The sequence below is a fragment of the Campylobacter concisus genome, from assembly GCF_003048595.2.
Taxonomy (GTDB): domain Bacteria; phylum Campylobacterota; class Campylobacteria; order Campylobacterales; family Campylobacteraceae; genus Campylobacter_A; species Campylobacter_A concisus_L.
This window is the reverse complement of the sequence record NZ_CP049270.1, coordinates 907,503-932,503: the sequence shown is the minus strand read 5'-3', so window position 1 is coordinate 932,503 and position 25,001 is coordinate 907,503. Positions and strand designations below refer to the sequence as shown.

The 25,001-nt window shown below is 37.2% G+C and carries 20 protein-coding genes and 1 tRNA gene; 13 read left to right on the top strand and 8 right to left on the bottom strand.

What is annotated here, in order from left to right; translation table 11 throughout:
• Positions 1 to 19 precede the first annotated feature (19 nt).
• Positions 20 to 2,053 carry an ATP-dependent helicase gene (locus tag CVT15_RS04750; RefSeq protein ID WP_103577404.1) on the bottom strand — a complete coding sequence of 678 codons (2,034 nt, stop codon included), beginning with the start codon at positions 2,051 to 2,053 and terminating at the stop codon, positions 20 to 22.
• A 65-nt stretch (positions 2,054 to 2,118) separates the two neighbouring features.
• On the opposite strand from CVT15_RS04750, the gene pbpC reads away from it, so the two are divergent.
• The 8 genes from pbpC to CVT15_RS04710 all read left to right on the top strand — a co-directional run bounded on the left by pbpC (position 2,119) and on the right by CVT15_RS04710 (position 16,408).
• Entirely contained in the window at positions 2,119 to 4,287 is a 2,169-nt protein-coding gene (gene pbpC / locus CVT15_RS04745) for a penicillin-binding protein 1C (RefSeq protein ID WP_103577403.1), read from the top strand.
• A gap of 1 nt (position 4,288) precedes the next feature.
• On the top strand, positions 4,289 to 9,409 hold the full coding sequence (locus tag CVT15_RS04740) for an alpha-2-macroglobulin family protein (RefSeq protein ID WP_103577402.1): 5,121 nt from the start codon (positions 4,289 to 4,291) through the stop codon (positions 9,407 to 9,409).
• 120 nt (positions 9,410 to 9,529) lie between these two features.
• Positions 9,530 to 12,154: a valine--tRNA ligase gene (locus tag CVT15_RS04735; RefSeq protein WP_103577401.1), complete on the top strand. Its 2,625-nt coding sequence runs from the start codon at positions 9,530 to 9,532 to the stop codon at positions 12,152 to 12,154.
• Positions 12,154 to 13,110 carry a methionine ABC transporter ATP-binding protein gene (locus CVT15_RS04730; protein WP_103577400.1) on the top strand — a complete coding sequence of 319 codons (957 nt, stop codon included), beginning with the start codon at positions 12,154 to 12,156 and terminating at the stop codon, positions 13,108 to 13,110. The genes CVT15_RS04735 and CVT15_RS04730 overlap by 1 nt, the downstream gene beginning before the upstream one ends.
• Positions 13,110 to 13,784 carry a methionine ABC transporter permease gene (locus CVT15_RS04725; protein WP_087585899.1) on the top strand — a complete coding sequence of 225 codons (675 nt, stop codon included), beginning with the start codon at positions 13,110 to 13,112 and terminating at the stop codon, positions 13,782 to 13,784. Before CVT15_RS04730 ends, CVT15_RS04725 begins: the two co-directional genes overlap by 1 nt.
• A 256-nt stretch (positions 13,785 to 14,040) precedes the next feature.
• Positions 14,041 to 14,823, top strand: coding sequence for a MetQ/NlpA family ABC transporter substrate-binding protein (locus CVT15_RS04720; RefSeq protein ID WP_103577399.1), 783 nt, complete (start codon positions 14,041 to 14,043; stop codon positions 14,821 to 14,823).
• 77 nt (positions 14,824 to 14,900) lie between these two features.
• Positions 14,901 to 15,680, top strand: coding sequence for a MetQ/NlpA family ABC transporter substrate-binding protein (locus CVT15_RS04715; protein ID WP_084107933.1), 780 nt, complete (start codon positions 14,901 to 14,903; stop codon positions 15,678 to 15,680).
• A 137-nt stretch (positions 15,681 to 15,817) separates the two neighbouring features.
• Positions 15,818 to 16,408, top strand: coding sequence for a DedA family protein (locus CVT15_RS04710; protein ID WP_084107934.1), 591 nt, complete (start codon positions 15,818 to 15,820; stop codon positions 16,406 to 16,408).
• Between the two features lie 72 nt (positions 16,409 to 16,480).
• On the opposite strand, the gene murI is transcribed toward CVT15_RS04710, so the two are convergent.
• Complete coding sequence (gene murI, locus CVT15_RS04705) at positions 16,481 to 17,269, bottom strand: glutamate racemase (RefSeq protein ID WP_084107935.1); 789 nt, start codon at positions 17,267 to 17,269, stop codon at positions 16,481 to 16,483.
• Positions 17,270 to 17,361: 92 nt separating this feature from the next.
• Here murI and CVT15_RS04700 point away from each other — a divergent pair, with 92 nt between their 5' ends.
• Both CVT15_RS04700 and murG read left to right on the top strand, forming a co-directional pair.
• Positions 17,362 to 18,522 (top strand): FtsW/RodA/SpoVE family cell cycle protein, encoded by a 1,161-nt coding sequence (locus CVT15_RS04700; protein ID WP_103577398.1) that lies wholly within the window; start codon positions 17,362 to 17,364, stop codon positions 18,520 to 18,522.
• Positions 18,519 to 19,541: an undecaprenyldiphospho-muramoylpentapeptide beta-N-acetylglucosaminyltransferase gene (murG, locus tag CVT15_RS04695; protein ID WP_103577397.1), complete on the top strand. Its 1,023-nt coding sequence runs from the start codon at positions 18,519 to 18,521 to the stop codon at positions 19,539 to 19,541. Before CVT15_RS04700 ends, murG begins: the two co-directional genes overlap by 4 nt.
• Here the strand turns inward: murG and CVT15_RS04690 are convergent.
• Together CVT15_RS04690 and CVT15_RS04685 are read right to left on the bottom strand one after the other, a co-directional pair.
• Complete coding sequence (locus CVT15_RS04690) at positions 19,533 to 20,267, bottom strand: imidazole glycerol phosphate synthase (protein ID WP_107898059.1); 735 nt, start codon at positions 20,265 to 20,267, stop codon at positions 19,533 to 19,535. The two genes, murG and CVT15_RS04690, sit on opposite strands and share 9 nt — an antisense overlap.
• 61 nt (positions 20,268 to 20,328) lie before the next feature.
• Positions 20,329 to 20,405: transfer RNA gene (locus tag CVT15_RS04685), tRNA-Arg, on the bottom strand.
• Between the two features lie 109 nt (positions 20,406 to 20,514).
• Here CVT15_RS04685 and CVT15_RS04680 point away from each other — a divergent pair.
• From CVT15_RS04680 to CVT15_RS04670, 3 genes are read left to right on the top strand one after another with little or no spacing between them, the layout of a single operon-like run.
• On the top strand, positions 20,515 to 20,700 hold the full coding sequence (locus CVT15_RS04680; protein WP_054196631.1) for a hypothetical protein: 186 nt from the start codon (positions 20,515 to 20,517) through the stop codon (positions 20,698 to 20,700).
• 50 nt (positions 20,701 to 20,750) lie between these two features.
• Positions 20,751 to 21,581 carry an adenylosuccinate lyase gene (locus CVT15_RS04675; protein WP_107898060.1) on the top strand — a complete coding sequence of 277 codons (831 nt, stop codon included), beginning with the start codon at positions 20,751 to 20,753 and terminating at the stop codon, positions 21,579 to 21,581.
• 38 nt (positions 21,582 to 21,619) lie between these two features.
• Positions 21,620 to 22,363 (top strand): hypothetical protein, encoded by a 744-nt coding sequence (locus tag CVT15_RS04670; RefSeq protein WP_107898061.1) that lies wholly within the window; start codon positions 21,620 to 21,622, stop codon positions 22,361 to 22,363.
• Here CVT15_RS04670 and CVT15_RS04665 read toward each other — a convergent pair whose 3' ends face one another.
• The 4 genes from CVT15_RS04665 to CVT15_RS04650 are packed head-to-tail and all read right to left on the bottom strand — an operon-like array spanning position 22,364 to position 24,982.
• Complete coding sequence (locus CVT15_RS04665; RefSeq protein WP_230853986.1) at positions 22,364 to 23,614, bottom strand: RNA polymerase factor sigma-54; 1,251 nt, start codon at positions 23,612 to 23,614, stop codon at positions 22,364 to 22,366.
• Positions 23,615 to 23,617: 3 nt separating this feature from the next.
• Positions 23,618 to 24,346, bottom strand: coding sequence for an LPS export ABC transporter ATP-binding protein (lptB, locus tag CVT15_RS04660; RefSeq protein WP_107898063.1), 729 nt, complete (start codon positions 24,344 to 24,346; stop codon positions 23,618 to 23,620).
• Positions 24,339 to 24,737 (bottom strand): tRNA (adenosine(37)-N6)-threonylcarbamoyltransferase complex ATPase subunit type 1 TsaE, encoded by a 399-nt coding sequence (tsaE, locus tag CVT15_RS04655; protein WP_103576306.1) that lies wholly within the window; start codon positions 24,735 to 24,737, stop codon positions 24,339 to 24,341. The genes lptB and tsaE overlap by 8 nt, the downstream gene beginning before the upstream one ends.
• Positions 24,737 to 24,982, bottom strand: coding sequence for an RNA-binding S4 domain-containing protein (locus CVT15_RS04650; protein WP_087585885.1), 246 nt, complete (start codon positions 24,980 to 24,982; stop codon positions 24,737 to 24,739). The genes tsaE and CVT15_RS04650 overlap by 1 nt, the downstream gene beginning before the upstream one ends.
• Between the last annotated feature and the right edge of the window lie 19 nt (positions 24,983 to 25,001).

Genomic DNA, 25,001 nt, shown 5'->3' with positions numbered 1-25,001 from the left:
AATAAGATTAAAATTCTCTTTAAACTTCCTCTTTTGCCATGCCAGCCTCTATCAAAAACCTACTTGGCTGATAATTCACCTTCTTTATCTTGTCGTATTTTGCATAACTTAGATATAGCTCATCTTTTGCTCTGGTCACTGCTACGTAAAAGAGTCGCCTCTCCTCTTCTAGGCTGCCACCCATGCTCATTAGTTTTAAATTTGGAAAGCGGTTTTGCGCGAGATCGACGATAAAGACTTGGTCAAACTCAAGCCCCTTGCTCGCATGCACGCTAAGCAAGCTAACGCCCTGCCCTTCGCTCATTTCGTTGCTTCCAAGGGCTAAGAAGTTGTAAAATTTACTGATGTCTTGATATTTTTTAGCTAGCTCGCTTAGCACCACGCTCTTTGCCATTATGCGCTCTTTGACCTCTTCTTTTAGAGCTAGATCGACGTTGCCATTTTTTAGAGTTGCCCTTTTTGTGCTGATGTTTTCGACGATTAGCGAGTAAATTTTGCTAGTTTTTATCTCATTTATCATCGTGGCTGGCTTTGAGATATTTCTCATGCCTCTTAAAAAGTTGTAAATTTCATATAAAAACTGCGCCCCACTCTCGCTTAGCTTTTGTAGTTTTAGCACTGGATGGCCTAGGAATTTATCGCTAAAGCCAAGCTTAGAAAACCTTGAAACCTCGGCAAATTCGTCAAGGTCGTCAAAAAGTCCCAGCTGGTAGTTTCGCCTTTTATTTGATGAGATATTTGCACTCTCGTCTGGCTCAACTATCCCTTTTATCAAATTTCCATGCCCAAGCTTAAGTAGTGCATCAAAAATTTCTTTGCTAACTGCGCTACCAACACCCTTTGCGTATTCGCAGATGTGGATAAATGCCATTATATCTTTTGGATTGACATAAATTCCCATTATGTCGATGAGCGCCTTGATCTCACGGCTCTCAAAAAAGCTCACTCCACCCTTTCGCTTTGAGCTGATGCCTCGCTCTTTTAGCGCGACCTCGATGCCGTCAGCTGATGAGTTGTTTCTAAAGATGATGGCGATGTTTTCTCTGTTAAATGGCGAAAGCGAGATGATATCAGCGATGTTTTGATACTGATCAAAAAGCTCGTTATAAACAAGCAGTCTTGGAGGCTTGAAATTTCCCTCGCGGCTTACGGTTAGGTGCTTTTCATAAAGCCTTGGGTTATTGTTGATGACTTTATTTGCAAGGGCAAGTATGCTTGAGCTTGAGCGATAGTTTACATTTAAAGCGTAGATATTTGCGTTTGGGAAGCGATCTTTAAACGAGCCAATGATCTCGATATTTGCGCCGTTAAATGCGTAAATGCTCTGGTCAAAATCGCCCACGCAAAATAGGCTCTTCGTCGCAAATGCGTCTATGAGGCTACCTTGAAGTGTATTTGTGTCTTGATACTCATCAATCAAAATTTCATCATAAGCTAAATTTGCACCCTTTTTTAGCTCGTCGCGTATTTTTATGAGCAGATCGTTAAAATCAGCGTAGGCAAATTTAGCCTTTTCAGCCTCAAACTCTTCTAGCACATCTTCATAAATTTCAGCATAAACGCCCTGCTCTTCACTCTTATCGCTTATCCATTTGCCAAAAGTAGTGCCCTGCTCGCTGTTTTGAAAGAGCGAGTAAAGGTCGTATAGATAAGCTCCGCCATAAGGTTTGACGTCGCTTAAATGGTAAAATTTTCGTCTCTCAACAAGACTTTTTAAAAGCGTCTTTAGCTCGCTTGGTTGCTTTAGCGTGACGCCTTTATCAAGGCTTTTTAAAAGTGAAAACGAGACTGAGTGGAAGGTGCCTGCGGTGATTTTAGAGGTGACTGATTTGTCAAAGTATCTATTTAGTCGCTCTATCATCTCGCTTGCGGCCTTATTTGTAAATGTAAGTAGTAAAATTTTATCTGGCGCAACGCCTAAATTTAGTAGATGAGCTATGCGTGCCACTATAGTGCTAGTCTTGCCAGTGCCAGCTGAAGCAATGATGAGATTGTGTCCAAATGGCGCAGTTGCGGCGGTGTATTGTTCTTTGTTTAACCTAGATAAGGGCATGTCTTCCTCTTTTTTAAAAAGGGCTAATTATAGCTACTTAAACTTTAACAGCTATAATCACGCGGATGAAAAAGTTTAAATTTCTAAAATTTATTGCCCTATTTTTGGCTTTAGTGGTCGCTATTTTTTTGATATTTGATCAAATTTATCCACTAAATTTAGACGCGCTTAAAAAAGACGAAGCCAAAATTTTGCTTGATAAAAATGGCGAGATCATAAATATGAAGCTTAGTAGCGATGGAATTTGGAGATTTCACGAGCAAAGCTTCCCAAACTCGCTAAAACAATGCGTCGTTCTCTTTGAAGATAGGTACTTTTACTACCATTTTGGCGTAAATTTTGCCTCCATTTTTAGAGCATTTTTCCACAACCTAAGAAGTGACAACCGCATAGGCGCTAGCACTATCACGATGCAAGTGGCAAGAATGCTTGAGCCAAGTGATAGGAGCTATAAAAATAAGATAAAAGAAATTTTTAGAGCATTTCAGCTCGAGCTTCACTTTAGCAAGGATGAAATTTTAAATTTTTATCTAAATTTAGCCCCATATGGCGGCAATATCGAGGGTGCAAAGGCGGCTAGTTTTTTTTACTTTGGCAAGGAGCTAAACGAGCTTAGCTACGCTCAGGCCGCACTTTTAAGCACGATCCCTAAAAATCCAAATAAAAATAGACTGGACCGCGTTTCAAACATAAATGCTCTAAAAAACAGAGTCATAAAGATGCTTTACAAGGCAAAGTTGATAGATCTAAGTGCTTTTAAAAGAGCGCAGGCTGAGCCATTTAAAAATGTAAGAGCAAAAGCTATCGTAACTGCAGAAGATTATGCAAATGTCGCTTTTAAAAACCAAATTTCAAAGGCGAGCTTGGATCTAAATTTACAAAAAGATATGCTTAAAATTTTAAAAGATACGATGTTTTCGCTAAAGGCTAAAAATGCAAACAACGCAGCAGCCGTGGTCATTGATAATAAAAAAATGAGTGTTGTTGCCTTTATAGGCTCACATGATGAGCATGCGCGTGACGGCAAGAACTCAGCTCTAAATATGAAGCGAAACACCGGCAGTACGCTAAAGCCTTTTATTTATTCGCTTGCTCTTGATAGTGGCCTCATTACGCCAAATTCGCAGTTAATAGACATTCAAATTTATATAAAAGAGTATGCTCCAAAAAATTTTAGTAATGATTTTTTAGGTATCGTAAGTGCGAAAGATGCTCTAAATTTTAGCCTAAATATCCCAGTTATAAATTTAAACTTAAAACTAAAAGACAATTCGCTTTACGAACTACTTGAAAAGGTAAATTTAGTAGATGAAGATAAAGAGTATTATGGAGCTTCTATAACGCTTGGCAGCGCTGAGATGAGTTTACTAGAACTTGCACATCTATATACTATATATGCAAATGGTGGCATTTTTATGCCACTTGAGTTTGCAGGCAAAAACTATAAAAATTTAGACAAAAACTTAACTCTTATTTCACCTCAAAGTGCCTACCTCACTGCTAAAATGATGAGCGAAGCCTCAAGATCATATCTAAAAAATGCTTGGCAGTACGCCCAAAATACGCCTAAAATAGCCTTTAAAACTGGTACAAGCGCAAACTCACGTGATCTTTATGCCATAGGCGTTGATGAAAATTACACAATTGCTATTTGGATTGGAAATTTTAATGCCAGCAAAACTGATAAATTAACAGGACTAAATGACGTATCAAAGAGTCTTTTTGATATGTTTAAGATAATCGCTCAAAAAGAGAAATTAAGATTTATGAGTGAGCCAGATGGCATAGAAAAGCTACCAACCTGCCTCGATGCCTTTAACTATGAAAAGTGTAAAAAAATGGCGCTTGATGATAGGATAAAGGGTGTAGATTTAAAGGATAAATGTGAAAGTTTAAGAGGCGAAGAGCTTGATTTTTTGGTTAAAAATGAGCTTTTGGATAAAGATGAGATACAAAAAAGCCCTTGTGCTGAAATTTTTAAAGATAAAAAGCCAGTTTTTGCCTATCCGTATGACAATGAAGAGATAGTGACAGATGAAAATATTACACAAGTTATGGTAAAATGCTACGCGTTTTTAGGCGATGAAATTTACCTAAAAATAGATGATTTGAACTTTTCTAAGATAGAAAATGCAAGCGAAAAAAAGTTTGATCTAACTCTTGGCGAGCACAATATAAAATGCCTTGATCAAAACTCAAATCAAAGTGAAATAACAATAAAAATAAGGAGATAAAATGTGGCAAAAAGTAGCACTTCTAGCACTTTTGGGAATGACAAATTTATATGCTTTGAGCCTAAATGGCGCTGCGCAGATAAAATCGTCCCTAAGCGTAGAGTTTGGACTAGAAGATAAAGTAGATAAAAATTTTGTTGGTATGCTAAGCGATAAAAAGCTACTTTTGTGCCAACCAGCATTAAATGGTACGGTTAGATTTAATAATCAAAGCTTGCTGCTTTTTACAAAAGATATGCATGCTGGTTTGGATTATAGCTGCAAGCTTGAAAATGGAAGCACTGCTAGTTTTGCCACGAAAGAATTTGAGCTAACAAAGATAGAAAAAATAAGTGATAGCAAATATATACTTAAATTTAATGATGAAGTAAATATTGAAGCTATCAAAAATATTGCCGTAAAAGATGCAAAATTTAAAGCAATTGAGCTTTCTAACAATAGCTTTGAGCTTAATCTTGATAAAAATTTAAGCAATCCAGTTTTTGATTTTGGTGAAAAATTTGAGAGCAAATTTGGTGCAACGCTTTCAGGTGAAACGATAGTAAATTTTGCCGATGAAATAAGCGAAGAAAGCGTAAATATAAATGATAATGCAAAGAGTCTTGAGATACCAGAAATTTATCCAGTGAGCCTTGATAATGGTATCTTGGGCTTTAGAATTTATCTAAAAAATTGGCTTGATGACGACATTAACTTAAAAAAATTTATAAACATTAAAGGTGTAAAAAACTTTAGCATTAGTGACGTTAAATATAGTGACAACTATGAAGAAAACTCAGAGCTTAGCGAGTATTATTACTACATTGATATTACAAGTGACGATTTTAAGCCACAAAATAGTTATGAAATCACCATTAAGCCCGGTTTTGGCGACGATAGAAATGTAGTAAGAGAAGAAAGTAGCTATGAAGTAGTAGCTGGCAATTTCACTCCATTTGCAAATTTTATAAATAATGAGCCATATATCTCAAGTGTTGGCGAAATCGGTATCAGAAGTGCAAATTTGCCTGAGCTAAATGTAAGCATTGAAAAGCTAAGCGATCAAAATTTTAGATATTTCTTAAATTTTAATGACAATAACGAAGAGTTAAGCAATTTCAGCACAAAAGTAGCAAGCAAAAGTTATAAGCTTGATGGCGCATTAAATGAAATTTCGCTAAATAAAATCAAACTCGACTTTGCCGGAGCTGGAGACGGCGTTTATAAGATCAATTTAAACTACGGCAAAGATAAGAGCGTCTCAAAGGTTGTCTATCTAAGCGATATCGCCGTAAATGCAAAGCTTGGCAAGGATGAAATTTTCGTATTTGCAAATCGTCTTGGCGAAAATACAATGCTGCCAAATGCAAATGTGAAAATTTATGGCAAGAAAAACGAAGAGATCGCAGTTGGTGCGACAAATGATATAGGCGTTTTTAAATTTAACAAAAAAGATATTTACAAAGATATCTCTTCAGTAGTTGTCTCTCTTGGAAAAGAGCAAAATTTTCTTATTTTAAAAGAAGATGAAGCGCTAAATGAAGCGAATTTTATGAGCCAAAATGCCAGTGAGAGTATCGATGCGTACGTTCATTTTGCTTCAAATATCATAAGACCAAATGAGAGTTTAAAGGGTGCAATCTATCTAAGGGATAGAGATTTTAATCCTTTAAAAAATATGCCTATAAAGATAAAATTTTTCGATCCACAAGGCAAAAGTAGTGCTGAAATTTCAAAAAATACAAATGACGTTGGCATGGTAAATTTTGAAAAAGAGATACTAAGCGATCTTAGCGGTAGATTTAATATGCAAGTAATTTATGCAAGCAAAGTGATCTCAAATGTGCCATTTTTTGTTGAGAGTTTTATACCAAATAGGATAAAAAATGAGATAACGCTTGAGAGGGATAAATTTTTCGCAAATGAGCTTATTAGAGCAAATCTAGCTAGTAACTATCTCTTTGGTGGCGCTGCTAGCGAGCTTGATGGCAGCATGCAGGTTAGCTTTTTTGATGATGAATATAAAAATAGCGAGTTTAAAGAGTATAAATTTAAAAACAATACGCTAAAGCCGAGCGCTTATCCATCTTTTGAAAACGATCTCACTCTTTCAAAAGATGGTAAATCAAGCCAAATGATAGATCTTAGCTTTAGCACTAAAAATGCCTCTTCTATCATAACAGGCGTGATAAATTTTAATGTAAATGATGATGGCAAAAACGTAAGCGATACAAAAAGCTTTACGCTCTATCCTTACAAAGATATGGTCGGTATCGCAGCAAGCACGACATTTGCTGAGCCAAACGAAGATGTAAAAATAAGAACGGTTGTAGTAGATATGTCAAGTCAAAAGGCCGTAAAATCAAATTTAAAATTTGATATAAAACGTGTTACTTGGCAATACCAAAGAGATGCAAATGGCTATATAAAGTGGTTTCAAACGCTAGAAGATGTGGATAATTTTTATAAAGACAATGGCGAGTTTAGCTATAAATTTACACAAAGTGGCTCATATGTGATCATCGCTACAAATCTAGTAAGTGGAGCAAGCACAAGCCTTGATATGGACGTAAGTGGCTACAACTACTCGACTCTAGCGCCTACAAAAGAGCTTAGCAAATCTCAAATCAAACTAAATAAAAATATCTACAAAAAAGGCGATGAACTAAGTGCTGATATAAGCTCAGCTATAAAAGAAGGTATCGCCCTTGTTACACTTGAAGATGGTGGCGTGAAAGCTTACAAAGTTGTTAAGATAAAAAACAACTCAGCAAATGTGAAATTTAAACTTGACTTTGATTTTAGCGGACTTTACGTGAGTGCAAATATCTACCGCATGACAGATGGTGGATTAACTCCGTTTAGGACTTATGGCAAGGTTTATGCTAAGGCTGATAAGTCATCAAGGATACTTGATCTAAGCGTTGATGCACCAAATACAGCAAAAAGCGATGAAAATATAAAAATTTCGCTAAAAACAAAGCCAAAAGCTTATGTTAATTTATTTATCACAGATGTTGGCGTGCTTGATATAACGTCACAAAAGCCAGCCGACCCACTTAAATTTTTTGACAAAATTTTACCAGATGGCGTTTTTGACTATGACATTTATAATATGCTCACAAACTATAAAGTTGAGGGCAAAACTTTAAGCTTTGGTGGCGATATGGCAGCACTTGCTATGGAGGCAAAAATGGCAAAACATGCTAGCCCGGTCGATAGCAAAAATATAAAAACATACGCAAATTTAGTAAGCCTTCAAGCTGACGATAATGGTGAAATTTTATACGAGTTTAAAACGCCAAATGGCTTTAACTCTGCCATTAGAGTAGATGTCGTGGCAAATAATGAAAATAGCATGAATGCGGTAAATAAAGAAATTTTAGTAAAAGATGATGTGATTATTAAGCCAAGTGTGTTAGTTTATCTGTTAAAAGGCGATGAGCTAAATGCAAACTTAAGGCTCATAAACACAACAAATGAGGATAAAAATTTAACCATAAAAGTGGCTAGCAGTAAAAATTTAAACATCAAAACAAAAGAAAATGTAAATTTAAAGCCGCTTGAAAATAAAGCCTTTACATTTAAAATTTCAGCTCTTGAAGCTGGAGCTGGCGAATACAATATAACAATAAGTGACAAAAATAGCTCAAAAACTGCTCAAAATTTACTTGATGTAGTTAATCCTTATACGATAAGCACCTATGCAAAAAGTAGCGTCTTTGACAAAGAGAGCATGATCTCTCTTCCAAAAGGCTTTCACAATGTTAGTATAGATGCGTCAAGCTCAGTCTCAAGCGTGCTATTAGCAGCTTCTAAAAATTTAGTCGAGTACCCTTACGGATGTGCGGAGCAAAGGAGCTCAAGATTACTTGCGCTTTTAAATTTAAAGCCAAAAGATGAGCTTGAAAAAAATGATCAAAAGAGGTTTATTACAAGCGGAATGAGCGAGCTAATTAAGATGCAAAAACCAGATGGTAGCTTTGGTTACTGGAGCGATCTAGGTAGCACAAATGCATTTGCTTCGATCTATGCAACTGATGTGTTGCTTGATCTTGAAGAGGCTGGATATGAGCTAAATAAAAATGTAAAGCAAAGAGCATTAAATTCGCTCTTAAAATATACAAACACAGATATTGAAGCCCTATATGCTATTTATGTAAGCTCCCGCGCAAATGTTGCTGATAAATCGGTGCTAAATAAAATTTATGATCACCAAGCTTACAATACAACCGCGCTTAATAAATATCTAATGGCAGCAGCTTTAAAACTAAACGGCTTAAATGACGAAGCAAAAGTGGCGCTAAAAGATATTAAAAAAGCTCAGATAGCTGATTACAGCAGGGATTATTCTAGCTTTGGCTCAAAGATGAGAGACAATGCATTTATCTTGTATCTGCACGCAAAATATTTTGAGAAAAACGACTACTCAGATGATCTTGCAAATTTCTTGATAACAAATTTAAATGAGCTTAGCTCAACGCAGGAGCGCGCTTTTACACTTAGAGCGCTAAATGCCTACTTTGGCAAAGATAGTGGCGAGAAAAACAATAAATTTAAGCTTTCCTACAACGGTTCAAGTAAAGAATTTGATGGCCTTTTAGGCGTATCTTTTACAACAAAGGATGGAAATTTCACCATTACACCACTTGGCGAAAACAAGTTATATGCAACTATATTAAGCTACGCTTATGTGCCACTTGAGATCAAACACAAAATAGAGCCAAAAGAGCTTGATATTTATAGAACGTTTGTCGATGAAAAAGGCAAAGAGCTAGGTCTTGACAGCCTAAGAGTAAATGATGTTATCTATTCAAAAATAGTGATAAATTCTAAAGCTATGGTTAAAAATGGCGTAATAAACGAGATAGTAAGTAGCTGCTTTGAGCCGATAAATGAAAATTTAAGTGGCTTTAATAAGAGCCTTAAAGATAGCATTGAGCTTGAATATCAGAGCATAAAAGATGATCGCGTTTTAAGCTTTTATGCACTAGATAGTGACAAGAGAGAGGCTGTGTTTTACACACCTTATCGTGTAAGACTTGGTGGCAAATGCTCACTTGGTGCAGTCACAACTGAAAATATGTACAACGAAAGACAAAACGACTACGACCTAGCTCAGCGAAGCTTTAACGTCAAATAGGCTATTTAAACTCCGGGGCGGTAAACGCCCCAAGCCCATATTTCCCACTTTTGCAAAGATTTTTTTAAACAAATTTTAGATAACATTAAGCATTTTTTAAACGAAACTGAGGAGACAAAAGTGGCAGAATTTTACAATGCAAAAGAGATAGAAGATAAATTTTATAAAATTTGGGAAGAACGCGGGTACTTCGAGATAGACGCGAACAAAGATATCCAAAAAGATGGACGTAAATTTTGCATTATGATGCCACCTCCAAATGTGACTGGCTCGCTTCACATCGGACACGCCCTAACCTTCACGCTCCAAGACATCATGACTCGTTACAAGAGAATGGACGGCTACAAGACGCTTTGGCAGCCAGGACTTGACCACGCTGGTATCGCCACTCAAAATGTCGTTGAAAAGCAGCTTTTAGCTCAAGGCATCAAAAAAGAAGAGCTTGGACGCGAGAAATTTGTAGAAAAAGTGTGGGAGTGGAAGGAGAAAAGCGGCGGCATGATCGTCCATCAGATGCGCAAGCTTGGCATCACTCCGGCTTGGTCTCGCCAGAGATTTACTATGGATGAGGGTTTAAGAAAAGCTGTAAAAAAAGCCTTTGTAAATTTATACGACAAAGGACTGATCGTTCAGAAAAACTATATGATAAACTGGTGTACGCATGATGGGGCGCTTTCTGATATCGAGGTCGAACACAAGGAGAACAAAGGCAAACTTTATCATTTGAGATACTACTTCGCAGATAAGCCAAGTGAATTTGTTGTTGTTGCAACAACTCGTCCAGAAACCTACTTTGGTGACACTGCCGTAATGGTAAATCCAAACGACGAGCGCTATAAAAATTTAATCGGCAAAAAGGTGGTGCTACCTATCATAAATAGAGAGATCGAGATCATCGCAGACGAGCACGTCGATATGGAGTTTGGAACGGGCCTTGTTAAGGTCACTCCTGCGCACGATCAAAACGACTACGAGGTTGGCAAAAGGCATGACCTTGAGTTTATCACTGTATTTGATGAAAAAGGTATTTTAAACGACAAGTGCGATAAATTTGCAGGTCTTGAGAGGCTTGAGGCTAGAGATATCGTCGTGGCCGAGCTTGAAAAACTTGGCAATGTCGAAAAGATAGAAGACTACGAAAACCAAGTAGGCTACTGCTACCGCTGCAAAAACGTCGTCGAGCCATACATCTCAAAGCAGTGGTTTGTCAAAAAAGAGATCGCAGACGAAGCGATACAAAAAGTATCAGAAGGCCTTGCTAAATTTTATCCGCCGCACTGGATAAACAGCTTTAACGCATGGATGAGAGAGTTAAGAGACTGGTGTATCTCACGCCAGCTTTGGTGGGGACACCAAATTCCAGTATTTTACTGCGATGATTGCGGTCATATGTGGGCTGACGAGGGTGAGCCGTGCGAGTGCAAAAAGTGTAAAAGTAAAAACATCCACCAAGATCCAGACGTGCTAGATACGTGGTTTAGCTCTGGTCTTTGGCCATTTAGTACGCTTGGTTGGGGTAATGAAAATGAGCTAAAAAATGAAAAATGGTTTGAAGGCGATTTGGCTGAGTTTTATCCAAACAACCTTCTTATAACTGGCTTTGATATATTATTTTTCTGGGTTGCTAGGATGATGTTTCAGGGTGAAAATGCCCTTGGTAAGTTGCCATTTGACGACATCTACCTGCATGCACTTGTAAAGGATGAATTCGGCAGAAAGATGAGCAAGAGTCTTGGTAACGTCATCGATCCGCTTGATAGCATAAATGAATATAGCGCCGATATATTGCGCTTTACGCTAACACTTCTAGCCGTTCAAGGACGCGATATCAAGCTAAGCGACGCCAAGATGAAGCAAGTAAGAAATTTCACAAACAAGCTTTATAACGCAAACAAATACCTCATGCTAAATGAGGGTAAATTCCCAAATTTAGAGGATATCAAGCTTCAAACAAAGCTTGGAATTTATATGAATAGCCGCTTTAATGAGTGCGTGAGAGAGGTGCGCGAAAATATTGACGCTTACCGCTTCAATGACGCTGCAAACACACTTTATAAATTCTTTTGGGATGAGTTTTGTGACTGGGGCATCGAGCTTAGCAAGGCTGACAAAGCGAGCGTAAAAGAGCTTGGAAGCATATTTAAAGAGGCGATGAAACTGATAAATCCTTTCATGCCGTTTCTCTCAGAGTATCTATTTCAAGAGCTTAGTGGCACACAGCTTGAAAATGCAAAATCTATAATGGTGATGAGCTACCCAGAGATAAAAGAGAGAAATTTAGAGGTTGAGAAAAAATTTGAGCTAGTTATCGAAGCGATCGTGGCTATTCGCCGTGCAAAAGCGACCATCGATCTTGGCAACTCAAAGATAGCAAAAGCCTTTGTTAAATTTAATGAAAAAATAGATCTAGACGAAGTAAAAGAGTATATCAAGCTGCTTGCAAAATGCGAAGAGATCGGCTTTGTAGATGAGAAAATAGAAAATTCTATCAGAGATGTGAGCGAAAATTTAGAGGCATTTGTCCCGCTTGAAGGGCTTGATATGAGCGGTATTATCATAAGGCTCAAGTCTCAAAAGACGAAGCTTGAAAAAGAGATAGCTAAGCTCTCAGGCATGCTAAATAATCAAAATTTCGTGGCAAATGCACCAAAAGAAGTTATAGAGGCAAACAAAGAGGCTTTAGATAGCGCTGAGGCTAAAATTAAAAAAGTATGTGAAGAATTAGAAGCTCTTGGAGAAAAATAGTGATAAAAATAGAAAATTTAAGTAAATTTTATGGTGATACGCAGATCCTTTTTGATATAAATTTAGAGGTTAAAAAGGGTGAAATTTTTGCTATCGTTGGACACAGTGGCGCTGGTAAATCAACGCTTTTAAGGTGCATAAACGGGCTTGAAAGCTATCAAGGTGGCAGCTTAAAAGTCTTTGATAAAGAGATAAAAAATTTAGATGAGACGCAGCAGAGACATTTAAGGCGGGATGTTGGGATGATATTTCAGCATTTTGCCTTGATGGCTAGAAAAAATGTCTTTGAAAACGTCGCTACTCCGCTTAAATTTTGGGGCTATAAAAGCGATGAAACCGAAAAAAGAGTGAGAGAGCTTTTAAATTTAGTCGGTCTTGAAAGCAAGGCAAAAAGCTATCCAAGTGAGCTAAGCGGCGGTCAAAAACAGCGTGTCGCCATCGCTAGAGCGCTTGCTTTAAATCCTAAAATTTTACTAAGCGACGAGGCGACTTCGGCTCTTGATCCAAACACGACAAATCAAATTTTAGAATTGCTTGAAAAGATAAACAAAGAGCTAGACATCAGCGTCGTCATCGTCACGCACGAGATGGAGGTAGTAAAATCGATCGCAAAACGCGCGATTTTACTTGAAGGCGGCAAGATAATAGGCTCTGGAAGCATTGAAGAGCTATTTTTAAAGCCAGATGATAAGATGAAAGAGTTTTTGGGTGAAGTGGAAATTTTGCCGAGCACTGGTACAAATATTAGGCTATTTTTTCCAAAAGAAGTGGCTCAAAATAGCGTGATCACGCACATGGCTAGAAGTCTAAATATCGACTTTAACATAGTATGGGGTAAGCTTGAGAAGCTAAACGAAAATGTTCTTGGCTCGCTTGTCATAAACATAGATGAAAAAGATAAAGAAAACGTACTTAACTACATCAAGCAAAGTGGCGTTTTATGGGAGGTTGCTTGATGTTTGGTATTGATTTTTCTAAATTTCCAGATGTTTTTTCTAGGATACTTTTGCCAGCTATCGGCGAAACGCTATATATGAGCATCGTCTCCACCCTACTTGCCTTTGCCATAGGCCTTATACCTGCGGTTTTGCTCATCCTTTCAGATAAAGATGGACTAAAGCCAAACAAACAGCTTTACTTTATCCTTGATATCGTTATAAACGTACTTAGAAGCTTTCCGTTTATCATCCTCATCATCGTGCTATTTCCAGTCACAAAAATGATCGTAGGTACAAGTATCGGTACCACAGCTGCGATCGTTCCGCTAACTATCGGAGCAGCTCCATTTGTGGCAAGACTCATTGAAAATGCGCTAAAAGAGGTTGATAAAGGTATCATCGAAGCTGCTCAAAGCTTTGGTAGCTCGAAATTTCAGATCATCTTTCGCGTGATGTTTGTAGAGGCGCTTCCTGGCATCATCTCGGCTTTTACACTAACGCTTATCGTAAATATCGGCTTTTCAGCGATGGCTGGAGCAGTTGGTGGCGGCGGACTAGGATCTGTCGCTATAAACTACGGATATCAAAGATTTCGCCCAGATATCATGCTCTACACCGTGGTTATTCTTATCATTATGGTTCAAATTTTTCAAGTTTTAGGTAACTATTTATATAAAATTTCTAAAAAATAGGTCTTTGTTTTTATCTGATTTTAAGCTTTTTTTCTTAAAATTGCCCGAATTAATTTTTAGCTGAAAGGATAAAAGATGAAATCAGATATGTGCCACATGTGCCGCCTACTAAAAAACGCGTTGTCGAAAGACTAATCTCTAAGCACAAATTTCTTTTTAAGTGCTTAGAACTAGCTTAAGCGCTTAAAAAGAAATTTAACCCTCTAGCTTAAATTTATCCTTTTTTAGTGCTTAGCAAATTTTAAAAGGATAATAAATGAAAAAACTACTTCTCACTTCTTTAGTTGCTCTTGGTCTTAGTGTAAGTGCAAATGCAGCTGATAAATCAAAAACAATAATCGTTGGTGCTACACCTATTCCACATGCTGAAATTTTAGAGGTTGTAAAGCCTATTTTGGCAAAAGATGGCTATACGCTTGAGATTAAAGAATTTAACGACTACACCACACCAAACCTTGCAACAGAGGACGGCGACCTTGACGCAAACTTCTTTCAGCACATCCCATATCTTGAAGAATTTAACAAAAACAAAGGCACTCACCTTATAAAAACAGTTGGCGTTCATCTTGAGCCAATGGGAGTTTATTCTAAAAAGATAAAAGACATCAAAGATCTAAAAGATGGTTCGACCGTATCTATCCCAAATGATCCGACAAATGAAAGCCGTGCTTTAGATATTCTTGCAAATGCTGGACTTATTAAGCTAAACGATAATCCGCTAAAAACTCCGCTTGATATAGTTGATAACCCTAAAAAGCTTAAATTTGAAGAGATCGAGACTGCTCAAGTGCCAAGAACGCTTGATGACGTTACTATCGCAGTTATCAACACAAACTACGCTCTAAATGCAAATCTCAATCCAACAAAAGACGCGCTTGTGATCGAGAGCAAAGATAGCCCATACGTAAACTACGTAGTTGTAAAAGCTGGTAATGAAAATAGCCCTAAAACTAAAGCGCTTGATAAAGCGATAAACTCACCAGAGGTTAAAAAATTTATCGAGACAAAATATAATGGCGCTATCATCCCAGCGTTTTAGTCAAATTTATAAAAAAGCGACGTAAAAGCTTTTACCTTTTTAGCGTCGCTTCAAATCAAATCAAAAAAGGAAAAACAATGAAATTTATCAAACTTTTAACCGCATCTTTAGTTGCTCTAAGCCTTCACGCAGCCGACAAAGACCACACTATCGTAGTCGGCGTCTCGCCAGTACCACACGCTGAAATTTTAGAATTTGTAAAGCCAAAGCTAAAAGATAAAGGCTACGACCTTGTTATCTCTGAAATTTCAGACTACTCTATCCCAAATGTCGCGACAGAAGATGGCAGTTTGGATGCAAATTTCTTTCAGCATTTACCATATCTTGAGGAGCAAAACAAGGCTAGAGGCTTGCATCTTGTAAGTGTTGCAAATGTCCATGTTGAGCCACTTGGCTTTTATTCTAAAAAGATAAAAAACATAAAAGAGTTAAAAGATGGTGCAAAAGTTGCGATCGCTTATGATCCATCAAATGGCAATAGAGCGCTTAGAATTTTAGAAAAGGCTGGTCTTATTGAGATCGATAAAAACGTAAAAGTCGCAACTATAAATGACATAACTAAAAATCCTAAAAATTTACAATTTGTAGAGCTTGAGGGTGCTCAGATACCAAGAACGCTTGACGATGTCGATATCGCTGCCATTAGTACAAATTTCGTCCTTGATCTTGGTATGAGTGTGGCAAAAGATGCACTTTTGCTTGAAGACGCCAATAGTCCTTACGCTAACATCATCGTCACAAAGGCTGGCAACGAAAATAACCCTAAGATCAAAGCTTTGATTGATGCGGTACTTAGCCCTGATACTAAAAATTTCATCATTACTCGCTATAAAGGTGAAGTTATACCTGCATTTTAAAAATGGGGCGAGCTTTCGCCCTATTTTGTTTCTAATTTTATTTTGTTTTACAAGCTACAAACTCTCTTTATTTTTGTCAAAAAGCTTAAGCTATGCTTTGCTAAAATGGCTCACTTTAAAATTTTTCAGGAATTTAAATGCTGCATGATGTTATTGATTTTATAGTTGCGAGCGTAAGTAGCTGGGGTTATGCTGGCATATTTGTGATGATGTTTTTAGAAAGCTCATTTTTTCCATTTCCAAGCGAGGTAGCGATGATACCAGCTGGTTATTTGGCACATAAAGGTGAAATGAGTTTAATTTTGGCCTTTCTTGCAGGTACGCTCGGTAGCTTACTTGGAGCTATTTTTAACTATTATCTTTGCTACTTTTTTGGACGTGAGATCGTTTTAAAATACGGCAAATTTGTGGGAATTACTCACGAAAAAATGGATAAATTTGAAGCATTTTTCAATAAACACGGCGAAATTTCTACATTTAACTCACGTCTGATTCCTGGCATTCGCCAATACATCAGCCTACCAGCCGGACTTGCTAAGATGAATATATTTAGATTTTGTCTATTTACCACACTTGGAGCTGGGATTTGGTGTGCTGTTTTGCTTGGAGTTGGCTATTTTCTAGGTTCAAATCCTAGCAAACAAACACTTTTAATAATCACGATCGCTCTTTTGGCTGTTGTTGCAGTAATAAGTGTGGTTTATATAATAAGGCAAAGAAAAGCCTAAATACATATAAAAATATGTAAAATTTAGTGTATTTTATAAAATTTTTACTTGTGATATTTAGTTAGATTTAACCTAACAAATCGCCCTCATCTTCTCTAATCTAGCTAAATTCCTTGAAATTTTATCTAGCTCAAATTTACTGAATACTTCATCACCAGAATAGAAAAATCTAACTTTTGGGGCTTTATTTAAAGTAGAAATTTTTATTCCAAGCTCACTTATAAGGCGGTTTATTGTCCCTTCGTTGCCATCAATTATGCTTATATTTGGCGGCAAAATTTCTCTTAGACTATCTTTAAAATAGTTAAAGTGCGTGCAGCCAAGCACCAAAAAGCTAAATTTGCTTAGATCAAATTTAGCTAACTCTTCTTTTAGATATGATTTTACATTCTCGGTGTCAAATTCCCCATTTTCAGCAAAATTTACAAGGCGTGGTAGAGCGAGCAGCTCAGTTTTATCTTTTGCGTGTAAATTTGCGATCAGCTCTTTTAGTTTTGCACCATTTACGGTGACCGGAGTGGCTATGACAAGCGTCTTTAAGGCATCATTATGGCTTAAGTCATGAGCTTTTTTTACAGCTGGCTCCATGCCGATTATGGGTACATTTAAATTTGCTCTAAGCTCTTTTATCGCCACGCTTGTTGCCGTATTACAAGCTACTACAACGGCGTTTGCGCCATTTTCTATGAGAAATTTCACCGCATCAAAGCTAAATTTTAAGATCTCATCCCTGCTCTTTTGTCCGTATGGGACATTTTTAACGTCTGCGTAATATAAAAATTCATGCTCGCTAAGCTTGCTTAAAGCTTCATTTAAGACACTCAGTCCGCCAAGTCCTGAGTCAAATATACCTATCTTCATGCCCATCCTTAAAGCCTGCAATTATAGCAAATAATATCTTTGTAAGCCGTTTTTTATTATACTTTGGCACTTTTTAAACTTGGAGTTAAATTTTGGCAGTTGATAAGATCATTTTCTATCTTTGTTCGACTTTGATCGCTATAAGCATTATTTTTTCACTATCTTTGCCAGTTTTTACAGTTTTATTTTTTAATTACGACGAGTTTCACTTTTTCATCCGCCAGTTTGTTGTTGGTTGTATCGGAATTTTCATTATGTGGTGGCTCTCTAGGCTCAATCCCGAAAAAACGCTTGTTTGGATAGGGTTTGGCCTTCTTATATCTTGCGGTATTGCCATGGGGCTAATGCATGCATTGCCAGCTTCTATGGTGACTGATGCTGGTGGTGCTAGGCGTTGGATCAGGTTACCTGGCTTTTCACTAGCTCCAGTTGAGTTTTTTAAAATCGGTTTTGTCTACTTCTTGGCTTGGAGTTTTACTAGAAAATTTAGTGAAGGCAAAAGGACCCTGCTAGATGAGATTAAGATACTTATGCCTTATATTATTCTTTTTGGTGTTGCTATCTTTCTTATTGCTGTTATGCAAAATGACCTTGGTCAAGTGGTCGTGCTGGCACTTACATTTGTGACGATGGCGCTTTTCGCAGGAGCAAGTGCAAGACTTTTTAGTATCGGTATCTTAGGGGCCGCTTTTGTTATGACAGTAGCGATAATCAGCTCTGAGCATAGAATTTTACGTATAAAATCATGGTGGGGTACGATACAAAATATGGTACTTTCTTTCTTGCCTGACAGCGTTGCAGATGTATTAAGAGTGGCTGATGCACCAGAGCCATATCAAATTTCTCACTCATTAAATGCTATAAAGCATGGCGAATTTTTTGGAGAAGGACTTGGTGCTGGTATCTTTAAGCTCGGCTTTTTAAGTGAGGTCCATACTGACTTTGTATTAGCTGGTATCGCTGAAGAGGTCGGTGTATTTGGTATTTTGTGTATCGTAGCTATATTTATAACGCTACTTTATAGAATTTTTAGAATTTCAGCCAGAAGCGAAAATAAGGTCTATCATCTATTTACACTTGGTGTCGGGCTTATCTTATCGTTTTCATTTTTAATGAATAGCTATGGCATCACATCGATCACGCCTATCAAGGGTATTGCTGTGCCATTTCTTAGTTACGGCGGTAGCTCCGTGCTTGCGATTTGTATCGGTATCGGCATGGTTTTGATGGTTAGTAAAAGGGCAAAATTATGATTGTTATTTGCGGTGGAGGCACTGGTGGGCATTTAGCGATTGCAAAGAGCTTTTGTGAGGAGCTTAATACTCGTGGTATCAAGCCCATTTTTATTGGTTCAACTAGCGGTCAAGATAAATTTTGGTTTGAAAATGACGAGAATTTTTTACAAAAATTTTTCTTACCAAGCAGTGGCGTGGTAAATAAGAGAGGTTTTGCTAAACTAAAATCACTAACAAATATCGTAAATCTTGCTTTAAAATGTAGAAAAATTTTTAAGCAAAATGACGTTAAGGCAGTCATTAGCGTTGGTGGCTATTCAGCAGCTCCAGCAGCCATTGCAGCCATTATCTCAAAAGTGCCGCTTTTCATCCACGAACAAAATGCTGTAATGGGCAAACTAAATAAAATTTTAAAGCCTTATGCGAAAGGCTTTTTTAGCTCTTATGATGAAGCTTCGCCATACCCTTATCCCGTAGCAAAGAAATTTTTTGATAGTGCAAGAGTGAGAGAGGAGCTAAAGACTATTTTGTTTTTGGGCGGCTCGCAAGGTGCAAAAGCGATAAACGAGCTAGCTATAAATTTAGCTCCATATCTTAAAGAAAAAGGCATAAATATAATTCATCAATGTGGTAAAAACGGCTTTGATGAACTTAAAAAAAGATATGATGAACTTGGCTTTAATGAAACGAATTTAGAAATTTTTGAATTTAGTAAAGAGATAGAAAATAAGATGAGCAAGGCTGACCTTGCCATATCAAGAGCAGGAGCTAGCTCGCTTTGGGAGCTTTGCGCAAACGCCCTTCCATCTATCTTTGTGCCATTTCCTTATGCTGCTGGTAATCATCAATACTACAATGCAAATTTTTTAAAAGATAAGGGCATTGCTGAAATTTGCTTGCAAAATGGAGAAAATTTAGACAAAGACGAAGTTATAAAAATGATAGAAAATTTTGATCTAAACAAAAGCAGTAAAGCTCTAAAAGAGATCCTTTTGCCAAATGGAGCAAAAGAGATAATTGATAAAATTTTAAACTAGTTCCTCGCCTATCGCACAAGATTTTAGTTCTTTTAGCTCAAAGATCAAGTAATGATAAATAAGCTCATTTGTGTTTAAAATTTTTGCACTAAAGACTGGTTTTATCATAGTTATTATCTTATCAGTTATACCCGCGATCTCCACCAGTAAAAGTTCATCTTTGCGTTGCTTTGCAGCCTTAATACAATTATAAAAGAACGTATAAATTATCTTAAAATTTTGCAAAATAACATTTGAAACTATCCTAGAATGAATATGTAAAACATTATGTATACGCTCTTGTAGAGTATTTAGCTCTGCAAGTAGTGATTTTATTTGAGTAGTATCTGTTGTCCTAGAAAAGAGATTTTTCGCTTTATTTTTGTTTTGTATTTGATACTCTGCTACCAAAATTTCTATTATATTTAAAATGGCGACATAGCTTTCTTGTAAATTTTCATTTGCCTTAAAACTCACACCATTTTTTTCAATTTTATAATTTAAGCTTCTCTTTATCTGCTCCAAATAAGTACTAATGTTTTCATAATAGTCTTCTGTATTGAAGACACTTTTAAAGAAATCGCTTTCACCTTTTAAATTTGTAAGCTTTTTTTTAAGTTCATCAGCATTTTTATTAAACTCAACAACCCCAACTGCCAAGCCGATCTCGTGCTCACTATTTTGTTCTAATGCTGTCAAACTTTCTTTTAGTACCGAAATTTGTTTTTGAATATTTTGAAAATCCATTTTTTCTCTTTTAATTTTTTTGCTTATTTTACTATAAAAATTATGAAGTTTGTCATTAAGATGGTGCGCCCGAGAGAATTCGAATCTCTGACCTTTTGAACCGCAATCAAATGCTCTATCCAGCTGAGCTACGAGCGCACAAGAAAGTTAAGTCGAGATATTAGCCAAACTTTCCTTAAAGAAAAATTGTATTCATTTTAATTTTATAACTGTTTTAGTAAAATCCAATAAAACAAAAGGAGTAAAAATGAATGATTTTTTCGATAGTTTAAAAGAGATAAAAAAAGAACTTACTAAAGAACAAGGTGAGATCAAAAAAACTCAAAAAGAAGCCGTTTCTCATACAAAAGAAGAGGCGATCTCATATAAAGAAAATAAACTAAAAAACGAATTTGCAGAGTACATTAAAGGCCAAGATATAAGAAAAATATAAATTTGGAATGCTTATTGCTAAAACATGTAATATTTTATGTGGAGTAGGCAATGAAAGTTACGCAAACATTAGAATCTCTAAGCATTTTAACTGATAATGACGCTTTGTTTCGTGAGCTTAGAGATATGATAAGCAGAAATTTTACAAAAATTTTATCTAATAAAAATAAGGTTATTTCGTTTTACGAAGAGAGCGAGATCCCACAACGCAAGTGCTTCTTAAAATTTATAAAAAAACTTTATGAAAAGCAAAGTGATGATAAGCTCGATATTCGTTTTGCAAACTATAAAACCATAAAACTTGGCTTTGTTCAAAAAAATACCCTAACTCCAGTCATTAGCCTAAACGTAAATTTTGTAAAAAATGAAGTCAAATTTGAACTAAAAGATGTACTTTGCAGAGATTTTGCTAGCTACATCAGCGAGAGTCTAGTAAAAAGCAATGTTACTTTTAGCAAAAATGATGATTTTTTAAACATCACCATCTCAAACGACAACGACATAAACACATTAAACAAACTGCTCTACAAAAGAAGCTATCCAAAATTTAGCGTAAATTTTATCTATGATGAAAAAGACTACAAAGCCTTTAAACAAGGCATAAAAATAAAAAGTTCATCTAAATTTGTAAGTAGATTTTCTGTGCTTGCAAATTTACTTGAGGAAAATTTTGGGATTTTGGGTTGCAAAAAAGATGATGACTTTGAAACTATTAGACAAAGTTATCTTTCACTCGTAAATATCTATCACCCAGATAGGCACGCCAACAAAAATCCTCTCATACAAGAAGAATACGCAAAGAAATTTAAAAATATTCAATCTGCTTATGAGAGTCTAAAACCATACTTTAAAAATCAAGAAAATTTTGTGATGGTTGGCTAGAGCACGGCTTACCACGAGAGCTATTAAAGAGAGCAAAAATGAATGGTGAAATGTTTAATATATGCGCCATTATTGTTGCCACAAAGCAGGCCATAAAGTCAGATTCTCCTATCCTGTATAATGGCACTAGCTACGAAAATAGTATAAATTTTCACTTTCTCTCAGGCCATAGGGCAAATGGCGTAAATGAGTGGTTTGAGCACGCGTTAAAACTTGGATTAAGCGATGTAAAACTTACTGCAAATTTAACTGGCTCATCAGATGAACGTTTATTGCTTAGCTTTTCAAACTCTACCAAAAAATCGATCATCTGCATTTTTAAAGAGCACATGAGCTGCTTCGTGCCCTACTGGAAATACAACAAAAATCAAAGAGGCTGGGACATAATATATAAAGAATTTGGTCTTGAAAAAGATGTAAATTTAGAAAATTTTAGCGACAACACAGAGGCTTTTATGGCCATACTTACTAAGATAGCGACCTTTGCAGATGAGATAGAGTGTGAGAATTTTGGTGAGTGTTTTCGCAGGGCATTAAAATCACTTAGATCTTCAAGCAATAATGATCAAAAGATATTTAATGCACCGCTTATGCCAAAGAAAAATTTAGCCCTTTTTGATGCGGCAAGCTTGGCTGATGTCTTTGGCGGTATGGGCTCTTGGAACGACGATGCAGCGGGCATGGCACAATATAAAAAACGTGGCAAAGAGTACGAAGAGCTTAGTAGCGAGCTTTTTACACAGATGCGTAAGGCCATACTTTTTGCTGTAAATGAGTGGTAGTTAGCCGTTTATCTGATAGACCCTTTTTCGCTGGCTTGAGCTGCCGATGTTTAGAATTTTGCGGTATTTTGTGATAGTTCGGCGAACGATTTGGATGTTAAATTTAGCTTGGATTAGCTCTTGAATTTTTAGATCAGAAAGTGGCTTTTTGTGGTCTTCATTTTTGATAAGCTCTAGCAAAAATTCCTTTATCGCAGCATTTGAAGTCTCCTCGTCAAAGCCAGTTGCGAAGAAATTTTTAAGCGCGACCGTGCCTCTTGGAGAGCTTAGATATTTGTTCGCGATCGCTCTTGAGATGGTTGAAGGGTTGCGCCCAAGCTCGTCAGCTAGGTCTTTTAGCTTCATAGGCTTTATGTCGCCACCCAAAAAGTAGTCATACTGATACTCAACTATCATGAGCCCTATCTTATAAAGTGTCGCCTTTCTCATCTCAAGGGCGTCTATGAGCTCGCTAGCCTCTTTTATGCGTGAGCTTACAAAGGCCTCTTTCTCGTCTAGCCCCTCGGTGTCGATAGAAATTTCAGGATAATAGTCGTCATTTATCTGCACGCTTATGCCACTACTTGTGCTTAGCACGAAGATGTCAGGGACCTTTTGGTTCGCCTCTTCTAGATACTCAATGGCTGGGGGATTTTTAAATTTCTTTATGATCTTTAGCGCGTCGTCGTAAAATTTAAGCTTTCTAAGCTTCTCTATATTTTCAAAATTTAAGATGATCTTTTTAGCGCACTCTATGATCTCATCACTCGCCTCTGCCTCGCCAAGCTGAAACAAAAAGCTCTCTTTGATATCCTTTGCACCCACGCCACAGGGCTCAAGATAGGCAAATCTCGCCCTAACTCGCTCTACCTCATTCTCATTAAAACCCGCAAAAATTTCATCATCATAAGAAAAATACCCCTCATCGTCTAAACACTCAATGATCTTATATGCGATATCTTGGGACTTTTGTGTGGGGAAAAGTGGTGGATTTATCTGGCTAACGAGCTTTTCATAGAGGCTTTCTTTGTAAATACTTAAAGCCTCGATACTCTCAGTAACAGAATTTTTGCCAACTTGCTCGAAAAAATTTCGCTTTTTTTCGCTTTTTTCTAAATTTTTATGCTCAATCGTGGCAAATGGATTCTCTTTTATAAAAGGCTCAAGCGTCTCTTTTAGCTCATCAAGCCCGCTTTGAAGGATAGGAAGCCAGCTTCTTAGCGTTTGGTTTAGTTTGATCTTTGGCGCTAAAGTTTGCTTTTGCCTTAGCATCATCTACTCAAGCAGCTTAAATTCTTCGCCAAGATAGTGCGTTCTAACGAGCTTGTTGTTTGCCACTTCGCTCGAACTGCCGCTTGCTAGCAGCGAGCCATCTTTGATGACGTAGGCTCTGTCACAAATGGCTAGCGTCTCACGGACGTTGTGGTCAGTTATCAAAACACCGATACCTAGCTTTTTAAGGTCTCTAACGATGCTTTGGATATCGCTAACTGCGATAGGATCGACGCCTGCAAATGGCTCATCAAGCAGCAAAAATTTTGGCTTTATGATGAGGCTTCTAGCGATCTCACAGCGTCTACGCTCGCCGCCACTTAGACTAACGCCCTTTCTTAGGCGGATAGGCTCGATATTTAGCATATTTAGCATCTCATTTACTCTTTTTGCTATCTCTTCTTCACTTTGATTTAAAATTTCAGCCCCAAGGAGCAAATTTTCTTCGACGCTTAACTCTTTAAATATGCTTGATTCTTGCGGCAAATAGCCAATGCCAAGGTGAGCTCTTTTGTGAAGCGGAACGCTTGTAATCTTTTGATCATCCAAAAAGACATCTCCACTAGTTGGTGAGATGAGTCCGCAAATCATATAAAAAGTAGTCGTCTTTCCAGCACCATTTGGCCCAAGAAGCCCCACCACTTCGCCACTATTTACCTCTAAAGATATGCCTTTTATGATCTCAGTTTTTTTGATCGTCTTTTTTAGATCTTTTACTTCTAGTTTATGCACTTATAACCTCGTATTTTCTGCCATTTTTGCAAGGAGAAATTTTTACTAACGTATAGCTCTCGCCGTTTTTCTTTAGAGCTTTTTCTAAATTTTCATCGCCCCATTCTACTAGATGAAGCCCCTCTTCAAACAAATTTTCAAAAAGGCCATTTTTTGCCATCCCTTCAAATCCTATCTGGTAAATGTCGTAGTGGTAGATATCTTTACCATAAATTTGCATCAAAGAAAATGTCGGCGACGTCACGCTCTCGTCTATGCCGTGCGCCTTGATGATCGCCTTTACAAGCGTCGTTTTGCCACTTGCTAGATCGCCACTTAGTAGCACCACGCCACTTTTTGGAAGCACTCGCACAAGCTCATCAAGCTCATTTTCTAAAAGCTCAAAAACCATCAAAGCTCTTTTACATATTCGCTTTGAGCGCTTTTTGGTATGCTTTTTGTAGTTGGGATCGCTAGCACTTCATATCTCGCCTCTCGCGTTAGAAATTTGATGGTGATCACGTCGCCGATCTTAACATCTTTTGCCGCTTTTGCCTGCACGCCGTTGATGCTCACAACGCCGCTTTTGCACATATCTTCGCTAACGGCACGCCTTTTAGTGATATTTACTACGTTTAAAAATTTATCTACTCTCATGCGGCGGATTTTAACAAAA